Origin of the sequence: Lysinibacillus sp. NPDC095746, from assembly GCF_044763535.1 — a bacterium.
Classification (GTDB): Bacteria; Bacillota; Bacilli; order Bacillales_A; family Planococcaceae; genus Lysinibacillus.
Map to the genome: position 1 here is coordinate 37,104 of NZ_JBIWGL010000033.1, position 15,119 is coordinate 52,222.

At 37.9% G+C, this 15,119-nt stretch carries 21 protein-coding genes; 13 read left to right on the forward strand and 8 right to left on the reverse strand.

Annotation, left to right across the window (positions count from 1 at the left end):
- Positions 1-10 precede the first annotated feature (10 nt).
- The 4 genes from ACIQ7N_RS19850 to ACIQ7N_RS19865 form a co-directional block, all read right to left on the reverse strand.
- Positions 11-820 carry a DsbA family protein gene (locus tag ACIQ7N_RS19850; protein ID WP_132363933.1) on the reverse strand — a complete coding sequence of 270 codons (810 nt, stop codon included), beginning with the start codon at positions 818-820 and terminating at the stop codon, positions 11-13.
- Positions 813-1,220 (reverse strand): globin domain-containing protein, encoded by a 408-nt coding sequence (locus ACIQ7N_RS19855; protein ID WP_132363931.1) that lies wholly within the window; start codon positions 1,218-1,220, stop codon positions 813-815. The genes ACIQ7N_RS19850 and ACIQ7N_RS19855 overlap by 8 nt, the downstream gene beginning before the upstream one ends.
- A 217-nt stretch (positions 1,221-1,437) precedes the next feature.
- Positions 1,438-2,226, reverse strand: coding sequence for a lytic transglycosylase domain-containing protein (locus ACIQ7N_RS19860; RefSeq protein WP_402935396.1), 789 nt, complete (start codon positions 2,224-2,226; stop codon positions 1,438-1,440).
- Between the two features lie 39 nt (positions 2,227-2,265).
- On the reverse strand, positions 2,266-2,850 hold the full coding sequence (locus ACIQ7N_RS19865; RefSeq protein WP_402935397.1) for a CYTH domain-containing protein: 585 nt from the start codon (positions 2,848-2,850) through the stop codon (positions 2,266-2,268).
- A gap of 383 nt (positions 2,851-3,233) precedes the next feature.
- On the opposite strand from ACIQ7N_RS19865, the gene ACIQ7N_RS19870 reads away from it, so the two are divergent.
- The 6 genes from ACIQ7N_RS19870 to ACIQ7N_RS19895 all read left to right on the forward strand — a co-directional run bounded on the left by ACIQ7N_RS19870 (position 3,234) and on the right by ACIQ7N_RS19895 (position 8,360).
- Positions 3,234-3,617: a UPF0738 family protein gene (locus ACIQ7N_RS19870; RefSeq protein WP_402935399.1), complete on the forward strand. Its 384-nt coding sequence runs from the start codon at positions 3,234-3,236 to the stop codon at positions 3,615-3,617.
- A 62-nt stretch (positions 3,618-3,679) separates the two neighbouring features.
- Positions 3,680-4,351 carry a GTP diphosphokinase gene (gene yjbM, locus ACIQ7N_RS19875; protein ID WP_132363923.1) on the forward strand — a complete coding sequence of 224 codons (672 nt, stop codon included), beginning with the start codon at positions 3,680-3,682 and terminating at the stop codon, positions 4,349-4,351.
- The gene (locus ACIQ7N_RS19880; protein WP_132363921.1) at positions 4,348-5,142 is read left to right on the forward strand and encodes an NAD kinase; all 795 of its coding nucleotides are present in this window, start codon (positions 4,348-4,350) and stop codon (positions 5,140-5,142) included. The genes yjbM and ACIQ7N_RS19880 overlap by 4 nt, the downstream gene beginning before the upstream one ends.
- Positions 5,117-6,052, forward strand: a complete 936-nt coding sequence (locus ACIQ7N_RS19885; protein ID WP_402935400.1) for an RluA family pseudouridine synthase — start codon at positions 5,117-5,119, stop codon at positions 6,050-6,052. The genes ACIQ7N_RS19880 and ACIQ7N_RS19885 overlap by 26 nt, the downstream gene beginning before the upstream one ends.
- A 476-nt stretch (positions 6,053-6,528) precedes the next feature.
- The gene (gene mgtE, locus ACIQ7N_RS19890; RefSeq protein ID WP_402935402.1) at positions 6,529-7,905 is read left to right on the forward strand and encodes a magnesium transporter; all 1,377 of its coding nucleotides are present in this window, start codon (positions 6,529-6,531) and stop codon (positions 7,903-7,905) included.
- A gap of 53 nt (positions 7,906-7,958) precedes the next feature.
- Positions 7,959-8,360, forward strand: a complete 402-nt coding sequence (locus ACIQ7N_RS19895) for a hypothetical protein (RefSeq protein ID WP_402935403.1) — start codon at positions 7,959-7,961, stop codon at positions 8,358-8,360.
- A gap of 64 nt (positions 8,361-8,424) precedes the next feature.
- On the opposite strand, the gene ACIQ7N_RS19900 is transcribed toward ACIQ7N_RS19895, so the two are convergent.
- A complete protein-coding gene (locus ACIQ7N_RS19900; protein ID WP_402935404.1) occupies positions 8,425-8,949 on the reverse strand; it encodes a CotY/CotZ family spore coat protein in 525 nt (174 codons plus the stop codon).
- Between the two features lie 134 nt (positions 8,950-9,083).
- Between ACIQ7N_RS19900 and ACIQ7N_RS19905 the strand changes: the two genes are divergently transcribed.
- The 6 genes from ACIQ7N_RS19905 (at position 9,084) to ACIQ7N_RS19930 (ending at position 12,266) form a co-directional block, all read left to right on the forward strand.
- Positions 9,084-9,488, forward strand: coding sequence for a YhcN/YlaJ family sporulation lipoprotein (locus ACIQ7N_RS19905; RefSeq protein ID WP_274069104.1), 405 nt, complete (start codon positions 9,084-9,086; stop codon positions 9,486-9,488).
- The gene (gene spoVAC / locus ACIQ7N_RS19910) at positions 9,488-9,943 is read left to right on the forward strand and encodes a stage V sporulation protein AC (RefSeq protein WP_274069105.1); all 456 of its coding nucleotides are present in this window, start codon (positions 9,488-9,490) and stop codon (positions 9,941-9,943) included. Before ACIQ7N_RS19905 ends, spoVAC begins: the two co-directional genes overlap by 1 nt.
- Positions 9,937-10,932 (forward strand): stage V sporulation protein AD, encoded by a 996-nt coding sequence (locus ACIQ7N_RS19915; protein WP_248717961.1) that lies wholly within the window; start codon positions 9,937-9,939, stop codon positions 10,930-10,932. Before spoVAC ends, ACIQ7N_RS19915 begins: the two co-directional genes overlap by 7 nt.
- A gap of 18 nt (positions 10,933-10,950) precedes the next feature.
- Positions 10,951-11,310: a stage V sporulation protein AE gene (gene spoVAE, locus ACIQ7N_RS19920; RefSeq protein ID WP_402935412.1), complete on the forward strand. Its 360-nt coding sequence runs from the start codon at positions 10,951-10,953 to the stop codon at positions 11,308-11,310.
- A 65-nt stretch (positions 11,311-11,375) separates the two neighbouring features.
- Entirely contained in the window at positions 11,376-11,582 is a 207-nt protein-coding gene (locus tag ACIQ7N_RS19925) for a YjcZ family sporulation protein (RefSeq protein ID WP_402935408.1), read from the forward strand.
- Positions 11,583-12,017: 435 nt separating this feature from the next.
- Positions 12,018-12,266 (forward strand): stage VI sporulation protein F, encoded by a 249-nt coding sequence (locus tag ACIQ7N_RS19930; protein WP_132363905.1) that lies wholly within the window; start codon positions 12,018-12,020, stop codon positions 12,264-12,266.
- A gap of 232 nt (positions 12,267-12,498) precedes the next feature.
- On the opposite strand, the gene ACIQ7N_RS19935 is transcribed toward ACIQ7N_RS19930, so the two are convergent.
- The 3 genes from ACIQ7N_RS19935 to ACIQ7N_RS19945 all read right to left on the reverse strand — a co-directional run bounded on the left by ACIQ7N_RS19935 (position 12,499) and on the right by ACIQ7N_RS19945 (position 14,245).
- On the reverse strand, positions 12,499-12,927 hold the full coding sequence (locus ACIQ7N_RS19935) for a GNAT family N-acetyltransferase (protein WP_402935415.1): 429 nt from the start codon (positions 12,925-12,927) through the stop codon (positions 12,499-12,501).
- A gap of 1 nt (position 12,928) precedes the next feature.
- On the reverse strand, positions 12,929-13,444 hold the full coding sequence (locus ACIQ7N_RS19940) for a YjcG family protein (protein ID WP_132363901.1): 516 nt from the start codon (positions 13,442-13,444) through the stop codon (positions 12,929-12,931).
- Positions 13,445-13,525: 81 nt separating this feature from the next.
- Positions 13,526-14,245, reverse strand: coding sequence for an alpha/beta hydrolase (locus ACIQ7N_RS19945; protein WP_132363899.1), 720 nt, complete (start codon positions 14,243-14,245; stop codon positions 13,526-13,528).
- A gap of 113 nt (positions 14,246-14,358) precedes the next feature.
- On the opposite strand from ACIQ7N_RS19945, the gene ACIQ7N_RS19950 reads away from it, so the two are divergent.
- Positions 14,359-14,940: a phosphatidylglycerophosphatase A family protein gene (locus tag ACIQ7N_RS19950; RefSeq protein WP_132363897.1), complete on the forward strand. Its 582-nt coding sequence runs from the start codon at positions 14,359-14,361 to the stop codon at positions 14,938-14,940.
- Positions 14,941-15,119 lie beyond the last annotated feature (179 nt).

Genomic DNA, 15,119 nt, shown 5'->3' on the forward strand with positions numbered 1-15,119 from the left:
TATAATTGCTTTATTTAATACGCCATAGTGTAGCGTGATTTGTCTGAATTCGTTCAATCTTTTGTTGTAGCATACGCTTTTTTAATTCGCGTTCAGCTGTTTGTTCTGTTAATGAGTAGATGAAAGCTACTTCATTTGTTGAAAGTGTATGGAATTTTGTAAATAACTCCTCCATTGTTGGCAATGGTTGACGCACAAGCTGTTCATCCATCATTTCTTGTAAAATATGTTCATAAACTTCATAGGAATAGCTACCACTAACTTTTAGACCCTCATCTTCAATACATTCATTGAAAAACACAATGCTAGGCACTTCATCAACTTCCATTTCACGTTTAATATATAAATCGCATTGGAAGGCACGTGCTGCTTCCTTTGAACCAAAGTCTGCAGAAAATTCATTCATGTCTAATTGAACATCTTCCGCAATTTTTAACAGCGTAGCATAAGAATTGACATCTTGTTGGTTTAGTAATACATATTCTTGTAGTTTCGACAAATAGCGTGCACCGACACGTTTGCCCTGTAACTCTGCCGCTTTAATAGCGATAGATGGTAAGACAGGGTGATTAATGTCGAGTTCAATACCCGATAAACAACCTTTTACACGTTTACTTAAACAATTCAAAGAGGCAAGCTCTGTGCTTAGCACAAAGCGCCATGTAAAGTAATGATTGTACTCTAAATGTAACTTACGAAGAATGGCTTGCATATTATAAGCTTCTGGACAAAGTGGATCTACGAAAATATACAATTCAATAGGCTTATTAGCAGTAGAAATCTCAAGGGTTGGCTTCTGCAGCATTTGAATATTATTCACGTAACAATTCCCCCTCATCGTCATTTGGTGTATTAATCATGTGATGAGCTGTTAATACTAAACGTTGATAATATGTTTCTCGGAACTTCCCTTCCAACCCCACTTCATCCATCGCTTCGGACATACATTCAAGCCAAGCTTGGGCACGATCAGGTGTAATCGGAAAATTCATATGGCGTGCACGCATCATTGGGTGTCCATGCTCCTCAGTAAAAAGATTTGGTCCACCTAAATACTGTGTTTGAAATTGAATTTGCTTGCGTGCTGTCTCTGTTAAATCTTTTGGAAAGATTGGAATTAAATCAGGATGCTGAGCAACTCTTTTATAGAATGCATGGATTAGCTCTGAAAGCTTTTCAGCCCCCAGCTCCTCATAAGGAACAGTGTATTTTCGATTCATAATTAAATGCCCCTTTAATTCTTTATATCGTAAAGTATATTTTTATACTTGGTCATCTTTACAAATGTGAATTTCTTGTGACTACCTTCATTCTATCAACGTCTTTTCGTTAACACAAACAAAGCGCTCTTCCGAATTGTTTTTCGCTAAAAAAGCACAAATTTCACCACGCGGGTGAAATTTGCCGAAAAAGACTGTATTAACAATGTTTATACGATTAAGCTGTGTAGTAATTCATCACTTTTTTGACATAATTCTGTGTTTCTTTGAAAGGAGGAATGCCACCATACTTTGTAACGCGTGAAGATCCTGCGTTATAAGCAGCTAACGCTAATGTAGGTTCATTATCAAATTTATCTAGCAATTGACGTAAATATTTTGCACCTGCCATAATATTTTGCTCGGGATCAAAGGCGTTTGTAACCCCTAAATATTGCGCTGTTTTTGGCATTAATTGCATTAATCCTTGTGCGCCAGCATGACTAACCACGCTTGAATTAAAATTAGACTCTTGCTTAATCACTGCAGCGATGAGCTTCTCTGGTACATTGTATGTAGTTGCTGCCTTTTGAATAATCGAAGCGTATTTGTTCGCACCTGCTAGTGAATTGGCATACGCTGTTGAACCAATTACATTGTCCGCAACATAGGAGTCAAGCTTTGTACTAGATTGTGTATTTGCTAATGCCGCCTGTACAGCAGAAGGTATAAAGACGTCATTAGAACCCTTATAAAGTAATGATTGAAACGCACTATTTTGCATGTTTTCAGCTAACCCATTTAAACTACTAAACTGGTTCATCAATGACGAAGCGCTTGATACACCCCCGAGCAAACTAGATAATTTTGCACTATTAGAAGTAGTTGAGTCACCTAGCAATTCGCTAATCATATTAGAAAAGATCGAATTGCTGTCTGTAAGATTGTTTGACGATGAATTTTCTGAAGATCCTAGTGTTTGTAATGCTTGAATCTCAAATAAAGTTCTGAGTGATTGGATATCCAAGGAATTGTCACCCTTTCTTGTGTACTAGTTAAGCTACTGTTATTTATTCATTTGTAATGCTTTCATAAAACGTGCGATTTTTTTATCTGTAGCCCGTTTTTCAATACCATATTGCTGTAGAAATTCGTCGAAGATTGCATTTCCTTTTATTGCATCTTTTGATTCATATTCTACCTCATAATCGTCGCACTGCAAATAGAAAGAATGATCGAATACTAGAAGACCATCCCTATAAGGAATTTCGACACGATCGGTTGTAAGTGAACCAAAAACTGCTAAATTTTTTAAAGGAATGTTGAAGTGAGCTAGTCTTTTTGCTACCTCTTGGGCATAAAAACCTTCTCCAACAAGCATTTTCTTAGCTTGCTCAGCGGTTAGTTCGTCAGTTGTTTCTAAATGAGCATGCTCTGCATTTTTTTCTTTTAAAGTACATTCAAAATATTTGCCGATTTGTCGAATACGGAGCCCGCTTTGTAGTTTTCGAATAGCTTGGGAAGGTGTGTCGAAATAATGATTTGTTTGGCGATGAATAGCATCTTCGGGAATGTTAAATGCTTGCAATAAATGTTCGTATTGTTGCTTTGTTAAGAGATTTTTAAATTCTATTTCAAGTTCTTGTGCCATTATGATCACCTGTTTATTTTAATTTTTTAGTGTGTTGATTAGGAAAATGATTTGATATGAAATTGGTTATTTCCTTTTCGTTACAGTTTTTTAGTTGGCTCATTACCAATTGTTTTAGGATGACATTTGTTAAAAGTTGATTGTAGTGGAGACTGGGCGACTCCTTGGGGATCAGCGTCACAGATGAGACCCTGGAGCGAGCAACGCGAGTGAAGCGGCTCATCGGACGCCCCCAGGAAAGCGCTCAGTCGGAACGGAAATCAACTACACGCTATAATAAAAAGTTTTGTTCGTTATTTCATTGATTTAGTATTTACAACTGCAACTATTTTACCCTCTATGCTAAAATAAGAGGAAGAGTACGACGAAAAGGGGAACCGCATGTGCGTAAAATTTATACAATAGAAACATTGAATTTTGAAAACGAACAACTTCATTTTAGTTTAAACGACATTGAAGCAAATTTACAGTTAAAACCTGCTGCACAATTGATAGCAGACTCTGATGACTTTGCGTTCATTTATTTACTTGATGCAGGAGAGAATTATCATTACTTGCGTTTTCCACCGAGTAGTTGGGATGAACTTGTACATATTTTGCAAAAAAAGCAAAATCCGAAGCTACAACTAGGTACAGAAGTTATTGAGCTTACTAATTTTTACGATGAACTAGAAATGCTCGTGTATAATATTGAAGGAAATTACAATTATGGGGCGGAATTTGTTCGAGCGGTGGAACACCACTTCAAGACAATTCTTGCTGAATAACAAGACAAAACGAACAGACGGTGTTGGTTTTGTTTCATACCGATTGTCGGGAGGTTTTTGCGATGGGACAATGGGAAATATTTTTAAGTCCTTATAAACAAGCAGTAGATGAGTTAAAAGTAAAATTAAAGGGTATGCGTTCACAGTTTGGCATTGTTAATGCAAATTCACCAATTGAATTTGTAACGGGACGTGTAAAACCTTTAGCAAGTATATACGATAAATCATTAGAAAAAGGACTCGCATTTGAGCCTTCCAAACAGCTAGGTGATGAGTTAGGGGATATCGCAGGCTTACGTATTATGTGTCAATTTGTAGATGATATTTCTACAGTTACGGAACTAATACGTCAACGTAAAGATATGCGTGTAGTGGAAGAGCGTGACTATATTACACATAATAAGCCAAGCGGCTACCGATCATATCATATGATAGTCGAATATCCTGTTGAAACGATACAAGGGAAAAAAGTGGTATTAGCTGAAATTCAAATAAGAACACTAGCTATGAATTTCTGGGCATCTATTGAGCATTCTTTAAATTATAAATATAAAGGCATGTTCCCCGAGGAAATTAAAAATCGCCTTCAAAGTGCAGCAGAGGCCGCCTTCCGATTGGATGAGGAAATGTCGTCCATTCGTAGTGAGATACAAGAAGCGCAGGCCTATTTTAGTGAATACAAAGAGGCATCGAATCCTAATTTATTATCGGAGAAGGAGCGTGACACAAAATGAAGTTTTCCATTCAATCACGTAGAGATGCACAGTCGAACGAATTAATGGAGCTAGCTAAAACGTATTTGCAAGACTTTGGGTTAACTTATGATGAAGAAGCTCCTGAGATTGTCATCTCTATTGGAGGAGATGGCACTTTACTCCATGCCTTTCATCGATATGCTCATATGCTACATCAGGTTGCCTTCGTAGGTATCCATACGGGACATTTAGGATTTTATGCGGATTGGAAGCCATCTGAATTAGAAAAGCTTGTTTTGTCCATTGCCAAAAAGGACTTTAACGTTGTGGAGTATCCACTACTAGAGGTAAAGGTGGAACATCATAATGCAGAATCCAATACGTATTTAGCGTTAAATGAAGCAACTATAAAATCACCGGATGTCACACTTGTTATGGATGTTGAGTTAAATGGTAATCAGTTTGAACGTTTCCGTGGAGACGGTCTTTGTGTGTCAACTCCTTCTGGTAGTACAGCTTATAATAAAGCCCTCGGTGGAGCAATTATTCACCCAACTTTAGCGGCACTCCAAATTACGGAGATAGCATCTATTAATAACCGTGTCTTCCGTACAGTTGGTTCTCCACTTATTTTACCAGCACACCATCACTGTGTTTTACGTCCAGTAAATGAACAAAACTTTAATATGACTGTTGATCATTTACAAGTTACGCAAGGCGATGTGAAGTCGATTGCCTTTAATGTAGCAACTGAAAGAGTACGTTTTGCTCGTTTCCGTCCATTCCCATTCTGGGAACGTGTACATGAGTCATTCGTGGCAAATGAGTAAAATGGATACAAGATTTACACTGCATTTTATAGCGGAAAAAGAAGGCCAGCTACTAAGGGAAGCCTTGACTGAATGGCGCATCTCCAAGCGAGCTTTAACGGCAATTAAATTTGATGGAGGCTTACTGACCGTGAATGATGTTGAACGCAATGTTCGACATCCTCTTCGCATGGGGGACCGAGTTGAAGTAAAATTTCCTCCTGAAGAAAAAAGTGAAGGGCTCGCTGTTGAACATGGTGAACTTTCTATTATTTATGAAGATGAAGCGATTTTAGTGCTTGATAAGCCAGCACAGCAGAGCACGATTCCTTCGCGTGAGCATCCAACAAATAGCATAGCTAATTTAGTGTGTGGTTATTTTCAACAACAGGGTCTAGCATCAACTGCTCATATCGTTACGAGACTTGATCGTGATACTTCTGGTTTGCTATGTATTGCCAAACATGCTCATATTCATCATTTAACGGGACTTGCACAGCGCAGTGGAGAAATTTCTAGGCAATATGAAGCCATTGTACATGGACATGTGGCACAAGATGTACAATCAATTATCGCTCCTATTGGACGCAAGGAGACGAGTATCATTGAACGCGAGGTACGAGAGGACGGTCAATTTGCCCATACAGATGTGACTATTTTAAGGCACTTTTATTTACAGGATGAACCGATGACACATATACAGCTAAAGTTGCACACAGGGCGTACACATCAAATTCGTGTGCATATGGCCTATATAGGACATCCACTTGTGGGAGATGAACTTTATGGTGGAAGTCGTGATCATATAAATAGACAAGCCCTACACTGTGTGTCCTTAAAGATGCTTCACCCTTTGACAGATGAGCGTTTACAATTTAAAAGTAACTTAAATGTAGATATACAGAGATTATTGAATGACTCCTTAGTTTGAAGCTCGACACAAAACCACCTATGAATGAAGACTTCATTAGTTCACTAAGAGTGAAAACTATTACTAAATATGTTATATAAGTAAGGAGATGTTCGCACAAACGGGCATCTCTTTATCATTTTATAGCTCAGTAAAAGAATAGTCTGTTCTTAACAGCATGTTAACAGAAAAGAAAGTGTTTGTAGGATATAGTAATATAGATGGTTATTTGGCTTGGTACCGCAAGTTTCTATGCGAAAGCGAAGCGGCAGCACAAAGCGTAAAGTCAGAACGGAAATCAACCACACGTTATCGTAACGGATGAAAAATAGAAACATTTACCTTTATATTTATCCAATTAGATAGGGTAATGATGTAGGTTGCTATGTAGTAAAAAAAGGGTTTGCAGAAAAGGCACAATACATTCTATTATATATAAGGTAGATTTACGGCATTGCCCGTATCAATGATTTAATGCTCGGAAGGAGGGGACAAGCATGATAGAGGAAAGAAATGAAAAGGATGAAGTGCAGTTCGACGAGGCACGATTGCGAGAAATGCTCGAAGCACATGATATTGACGCATTCCGCGATGAGTTTTTAGAGCTTCATCCATATGATCAGGCAACGTTTTATGAGAAGGTGGAACCTGATATAAGGAAGATCATCTATTCGTACTTGTCTCCGACGGAAATGGCTGATATTTTTGAGGCAATCGAAATAGATGATGATGAATACACAGCGTATCTAGCTGAAATGGATCCGTCATATGGTGCAGAAATGCTTTCTCACATGTATGCAGATGATGCTGCAGACGTTTTAAATGAGTTGGATACGAAACAACGTGAAAGCTATTTAGGCATGATGGATGAGGAAATAGCTGAAGAGATAAATGAGTTATTAAGCTATGACGAAGGTACAGCTGGTTCTATCATGACGACTGAATATGTAGCGATACCAGAAAATTCTACTGTTCGTTCAGCGATGGCGATTTTACGGAAAGAGGCGCCAGATGCCGAAACTATTTATTATATATTTGTCGTTGATGAAGCACATCGATTAACAGGTGTTATTACGCTTCGTGATTTAATTATTGCTGATGAAGATACCCTCATACGTTCGATTATGAATGAACGTGTTGTAATGGTGCACGCAGGGGATGACCAAGAAGAGGTTGCTCAAATTATGAAGGACTATAATTTCTTAGCGACACCAGTTATTGACGATAAGGGTAAATTACTAGGGATTATTACAGTCGATGATATTATCGACGTTATTGATGAGGAAGCATCGGAGGACTACTCTAAATTAGCGGGTATTTCCGATATGGATAAATTTGATACAACTTCGTTTCAAGCGGCTAAAAAGCGTTTACCATGGCTTGTCATATTATTATTTTTAGGGATGCTGACAGCAAATTTGATGGGACAATTTGAGGCAACGTTAGAACAGGTTGCGTTACTCGCAGTGTTTATCCCTCTCATTTCAGGTACTTCAGGAAATAGTGGAACACAGGCACTAGCGGTAGCTATTCGAGGACTTGCAACAGGCGATGTCGAAGAACATAGCAAGCTAAAATTACTACTACGCGAAGCCGGTACAGGTTTAATGTCTGGAGTTGTTTGTGGGTTGATTGTGATCGGCATCATCTATGTTTGGAAACAAGAGTTGATTCTTGGAATGCTGGTAGGAGCAGCGCTTTGTGGTTCTATTTTAGTAGCTACACTTGCAGGTTCTTTTATTCCACTACTAATGCATCGCATGAAGATTGATCCTGCTGTCGCATCAGGTCCATTCATTACAACATTAAATGATATTACAAGTATTTTAATTTACTTAGGTTTAGCGACAGTATTCTTAAGTCAAATAGGTTGAGAACCAAACTTCTTCCTTTTGCATATTGTATGAAAAAAAGGGAAGTGAGTATTGTGGGTCAAGAGCCACGCTTGTTTATAAAATCACCATCATATTTTCTAAATATTTCTAAGATGCTACATGAGCTTGAATTGGATGAAAGTACGTCAGTGTATATAAAGGACGGCTATTTCAATGGGCAAACTTTTGAAAAAAAAGAAGAAGTAGTTGAAAAAGTACAAATAGATCCGTATTTACTAAAGCAGCTTCAATTTTTAGAGAAGCCTTTTCGACAAAAAGCCTATCAACCGTTACTTATATGTTTAAAGGATGGTAGAGAATTACGTGGTAGTGCATCTGATGTACAGACCGATTCATTGATGCTTACTTCTTTTGAATTAAAGACGCAAGAAATAATCTATTTTGAGGACATAGATCAAGTATTATGGCGAGGTAAACAACTACCTACCTTATGAAAAAAGTGTACAGCAGAGGATGCTGTACACTTTTTTTATGTGTAGTGTGTCAAAGGTGAAGAGACTATTCACAAATCCCTAAGTCAACATCAGCAATACATTGTACAGCGCAGAAGCATGATAAATCTACAGTGATACAGCTCTCAGTTGAATTCCAATCATCTACTTTACATATTTTTTTCATGTTGACACAGCAGCCATCTCGACTTAATAGATCTACTGTACTTTCGCTGGAGTCAAATGAACATAAAGGCTCTAAAACACGCAAAGTAGCGCAGCACTCATCGAACATATCTTCTACGCGGAAAAATACTGATGTACATATACATGGATCTGCTGTTGGTGAACTGAAAAATGCTTTAAAAGGAGTACCGTCTTTTGTAATTAACATGAATACACGTGTATCTGCATGAGAGCGTGCAGGACTTAAAATGCCTCCAAGTGGTTCTAAGAAACAGTTAGCTGTACATGGTTGACATTCATCTCTCACCGCTTGATTCTGAATGTCTAAAATAGCGCGTACTACGTCACAAACGCAGCCTGCTGAATGGATTGGTCCAATAGGATTTGTTGGCTTACCACAACCCATATTGTCACCTCCTTTCCTTGTTACTACTTCTACAATATGTGCTTCTGAAAAATGGACTCGGGCTTTCGTATATATAGTTAAATGAATAGTTTTTTTATGGTTGGAGAAACTTTAAAGAAAAGGAGGGTAAAAGCTTGAAGCTGTTAGGAATAATGTTACCTCTATTAGTCAGTTTATCGCTTTTAAGTGGTTGCGGTGAAAAAGAAAAATTTATTGTCTATGGTTCACCGGAAAATGAAAAGGAAGTTGAAGCCATTTTAAAAGAACAGAAATTTGTAGACAAAACAACGGTTATTCAATATGACAATAGTATGCTTGTGGCTGTGCAAATTAAACCGTGGGATAAGTGGAAAAAGACTAAATTAGAGAAAAAGTTGCAAAAGAAATTTGATGAAAAATATCCAAACAAAGATGTTTTTGTCTCAGCTGATTATAAAATATTTTATGAAGCCAATAAAATAAAAAGGGAACAAGTTGAAGATAATAAGCTGAAAGATAAAATTAAGAAATTGAAAAATCTAGCAAAGGAGGAAACATAATGGAAAAGGAACAATATCAGCAATTAGAGCAAAATGTCACGCCAAAACCGCCTTATTTTAAAAATGTTGCAAAGGCGTTTCTAGTAGGTGGACTTATTTGTACAATCGGACAGGCCGTATCCCTTTTTTATATGATATTCTTTGATTTTACCGAAGCGACAGTCGGAAATCCAACAGTTGCAACATTAATATTTTTCGCCATGATATTAACAGGGTTTGGCTTATATAAAAAAATTGGTCAATTTGCTGGAGCTGGATCCGCTGTACCTGTAACAGGGTTTGGTAATGCTGTTGTTTCTGCAGCCATTGAGTATAGATCTGAAGGATTAGTACTTGGTGTCGGTGGAAATATATTTAAATTAGCTGGATCAGTTGTATTATTTGGTGTTGTCTCCGCCTTTTTTATAGCACTTATTAAATTCATTCTTGTGACGATAGGAGTGGTTTCATGGTAATTGTCTTTCAATCGAAGCCTTCCTTAATAGCAGGTGGTGTGGTAGCTGGTCCACTAGAGAAACGTAGTATATTTAGTCAATATTTTGATGCGACCTTCGATGATGAACGTTGGCAAATGAAAACAAATGAACAAGGGCATCGAAAAATGGTTGAAGAAGCCTGTGAATTCGCCATGAAAAAAGCAGGCGTGAAAAGCGCAGATATTGATTATTTTATGGGCGGCGATTTAATTAATCAAATGACACCAACCAATTTTGCGGCCAGAGATTTAGACATTCCTTTTATCGGATTATTCTCAGCGTGTGCCACCTCTATATCTTCATTAATTGTTGCGAGCCTTTTAACAGAAGTAGGCGCCTCCAAATTAGCGCTAGCAGGTGCATCTAGTCAACACAATGCGGTTGAGCGACAATTCCGCTATCCAATCGATTATGGCTCACAAAAGCCCCAAACAGCTCAATGGACCGTAACGGCTGCAGGATATGCTCTAGTTGGTAAACATCATGAAGAATACCCTTCAATTGAAGCAGCAACTGTTGGAAAATCGGTTGATTACGGTATGGATGATCCATTTCACATGGGCGCAGCGATGGCACCAGCTGCTTTTCAGACGATTCAATCACATTTAGAACAGCGTAATCAAAAAATTTACCACTATGATTTAATTTTAACAGGTGATTTAGGTCAGCTTGGCTTAAAACTTCTAAAAGGTATGTTTCTTGAAAGTGGCATAAAGAGTGAGGAGTTACAACCTTTACGTGATGCAGGTGCAGAGTTTTATGGACAGGATGAAACATTCCAATCCGGTGCAAGTGGCGCGGGTTGTTCGGCAGCTGTTTTTTTTAGTTATGTGATTCAACAGATGCGAGCAGGTACCTATAAACGAGTCCTTCTTGTGGCGACAGGAGCATTATTGTCTCCGCTTACATTTCAACAGGGCGAGACAATCCCCTGTACGGCGCATGCGATTGAAATTACAATGGAATGAGGCGAAAAAACTATGTTTATGACATTTGTGATTGCATTTTTTGTAGGAGGCATTATTTGCGCCATAGGTCAATTATTAATGGATTTTGGTAAATTAACACCTGGACATACATTGAGTACTCTAGTCGTAGCTGGTGCTATTCTTTCCGGAATGGGTTTGTATGAACCACTCATTAATTTTGCTGGTGCTGGAGCAACTGTTCCTATTACATCTTTTGGAAATTCCTTGACGCAAGGTGCAATTGTTGAAGCGGAAAAACATGGGCTTGTAGGTGTGTTAACTGGAATGTTTGAGGTGACAAGCTCAGGAATCAGTTCTGCAGTTGTTTTTGGCTTTATCGGAGCATTAATATTTAAACCTAAAGGAAATGTTGATTAGACGAATACCCCACCCATTTTTACAACGCTAACATATGATAGGTTGTAGAAGGGAGGGGTATTTTTATGGGATATCAAGGCTGGGGTGCGCATCCGTATGGAGGGCATGCTGATGGTTGTTACGGAGGAGATTATGGAGGTTACTATGGCGGTCACCATGACGGCTGCTATGGCGGTGGTTACTATGGTTACGGACATGGACATAGTTCAACATTTATTTTAATTGTTGTCCTATTCATTCTTCTGATCATTGTAGGTGCTGCTTGCATATAATTTGATTAACTTCTTTTAGCAGAAGTCACCCACCGTTATCGGTGGTGAGATGAATGCGGGTTTAGCTATTTTTAGCGGATGTCCAAACATTTGCTGAAATAGAGGAACTCAGTCTAAGAACGCCACGTCCTGTGGCAACGACTGAGTGACCAACATCGTGTTGGACCAAAGCCTCCGGCGGATGTTTCGGAATATGTTAGCCTAAAATCATTGCATCCATGTGATAACGGCTAATTGACCTGCATCGTGCAGGCCAAAGCACAAAGCCAATATGCCGAGGCATAATTGATTGTGACAGTAGATAGAGGCTTTAGCTTTTCTTCAGAGTGCTCGATTTTCTGAATAAAGTTTAAAGCCTTCACTAGTTGTCATATGGTTCGTGCATGAGAACAACAGTAGGAATAAATGTGAATTTAAACTGATAGGAGGGGGAACATGAATCGCTCACTTTTTAATTCAATTGAACAAAAAACTGGAGTATCAATGGATGAAATCTTTGCTCTAGCAAATGAAATTCAACATGCTGATTTTAAAAATGAAAAACAAGTAAGAAAAATCGTACGACGCGTAAGTAAAATGTCCAAAAGACAAATTACGCAAGAGCTTGAAGATAAGTTAGTACAATCAATTATTCAAGATGGTAATTCACTAGATTTAGATAAAATTACAAAAATGATGAAATAACATGAATCTACTAGGCAAAGTAATATATTTAAAAGGTTGATTTAAATGAATTTTCATTTATAAATCAACCTTTAAAGCTTTGTAGTGCAATAAAAAAGGGTGTTACGAATGCCTCAGCATTTTCGTAACACCCTATTTGATCAAATATGCCTCGGCCTATTTGCATCCGTTCATAGACTGATTTCCGCTATTTCAGTTTGGACATCTGCCGAGAGGAATTTTTACCAAAAAGTTAAATTATTTTTTCCATAGCACGATGTGGGATACCAGCATCCATAAATTCAGGAGATGTTACCGTATAGCCAAGCTTTTCATAAAACGGAATAGCATAGCTTTGTGCATGAAGTTTTAGCTTTTTCTTATTAATTAAAATGGCGTGCTTCTCCATTTCCTTCATTATTAAAGCACCTAGTTTTTTACCGCGTTGACTTTGTAAAATACAAACACGTTCAATTTTTGCGGCATCGTTCTCGATACTTCGTAAACGTGCAGCACCTACAGGGTCATTGTCTTCATACATAATGAAATGCGTTGCAGATGCATCCTCAGCATCACATTCTAGATGAAGCGGCACACCTTGCTCTTCAACAAAAACTTGCTTGCGGACTGCAAACGCATCCTCATGTTCTTTAGTTGTTTCAACAATCTTTACGTTATACAGATTACTCAGCCCCAGTCAATCGGAAAGTTTCATACGTTGTCCACGAGCCATCTTCCAATTGATATAAAAGATGTATACGATCAATTGTATCTTTTTCGTCAACACCTGTCATACGTAATTGCCCAAAGATATCATCGTGCTCGGAATCTGTCATTTTTTGAGCAATTGTAATATGTGGTACAAATACGTGTTTTGACTCACCAAAAGGTACTATTTCTTCTAGAGCTTCGTGTAATGTTGTTAATTGTTCAGTTGGTTCAATACGGAAATAAATCGCATTTGTTGTTGGGAAAAATGAACTTATGCGTAATGCATGAATGTTTAAAGGTGCATATTTGGCAGCCAGCCCATCTAATTGTTTTACGACAGATTGAATAGCTTCATCCGTTGCCTCGAAGCTATCCTTTAATGTTATATGCGGAGTAATTTTCGCATAATGAGGATCGTAACGTTTTCGATAAGTATTCGCTAAATCTTGTAATTTTTTTGATGGAAATGCTACAATACCATATTTCATAGGCCATTACCTCCCGAAAATAAACAAATTTTAATTTAAGTATAACAGAAATTTCCGATTTCGTAATTTGAATCGTCTTAATTAATTAAAATTTTCAATTAATGCGCGGCGTAAATCAGGTTTCCAATATTTCCATGTATGATTGCCATCAAATTCTTCATAAAATGTAGAAAATCCTTTGTTTATCATGAGATTATGAAGCTGACGATTTGGTGTTAAAAAATCTTTAATGGTTTTATCCATCGTGACAACTTTATCTTCTTCTTTACCGACAATATGATAAATGGAAATTGCTCCTGGATCTTTAAAATTCTCTACAGCTTGCAAAACATCTTCATCAACATACGGTGATTGTAAAATAACCTTGCCAAAAATACTTGGGTATTTTAATGCGGCCATTAAGGAAGCGGTTGCAGCCATTGAGTCACCAATAACCCCTCGACTCATGCCCATTTGATATGTTGCATATTCAGCATCTAAATACGGCACAAGCTCATGAGCTAAAAAACGAAGATATGCTTCATGTTGCTCTCCGCTTGGAATATATTTATGGCGTCGATCCTTAATGTCCTTATAAGGAACGAAGGCAATGATTAGATTTTCGATTTCATAGTCATCGATAAGTTCATCGGCAAGTTTTGTAATACCTCCAAGTTGGAAATAATCTTTTCCGTCTGACGCAATTAAAATATTATATTTATATAGTGGAGAATAATTTGCAGGAACATAAATATAGAGCGGTAATTCCTCCTGTAATGCTTCACTATAGAACTTTAAATCCTGTACAGTTCCCTTATCCAATGATGACACTCCTTCTCGTGTTTGTAACGAAATTGTACCATATACTCAAAGTAAAGGTATAATAGGTTGGGCTAGCACTATTCTAGCAATAAAAATCGAAGTGAGGGATAGTTATGCATGATAAAAATACTCGCATACACTCTGATGAAGTAGCGAAGGCAGCTCAAGCTGCACTTATTCGTCGTGGTGTATCGATAGAGGATATTGCAAAAATCGTTTATGAAATGCAAAAATCCTATAACAAAGGTTTAACGTTAGACCACTGTGTTCATTCTGTTGAGCGTGTATTACGTAAGCGTGAAGTTCAACATGCTCTATTAGTAGGGATTGAATTAGATGAACTGGCAGAGAAAAAGTTATTATCGGCACCATTACAGCAAATAATAGAATCCGATGAGGGTTTATTTGGTGTGGATGAAACAATCGCACTTGGATCTGTTTTTACATACGGTAGCATAGCAGTAACGACTTTCGGACACTTAGATAAGCAAAAAATAGGTATTATTAAGAAGTTGGATACAGAACCTGGTCATCATGTAAATACGTTTTTAGATGATTTAGTGGGCAGTATTGCAGCTTCAGCCGCATCCCGTATTGCACATCGTATGCGTGATTTGGAAGAAGAGGGCGAGACATTTGCAGATATTGAACCCGAAGAGCTAGGACCAAAACCAAAATCACATCATGAGATTTAATAAAGTAAATAACAGAGCCCCCTCAAATGAGGAAGGCACTGAAAAAGTCTATATCTTCTCACATCGCGAGGTATTTAACGAGTAAATCGTTGAATACCTCGCTTTTTTCATTTGGCACTGTGACTCTACTGTTGTTTTCCGAAGCATTCCGCTCGCTTTCCGCGGGCGAGCGCCGAGCC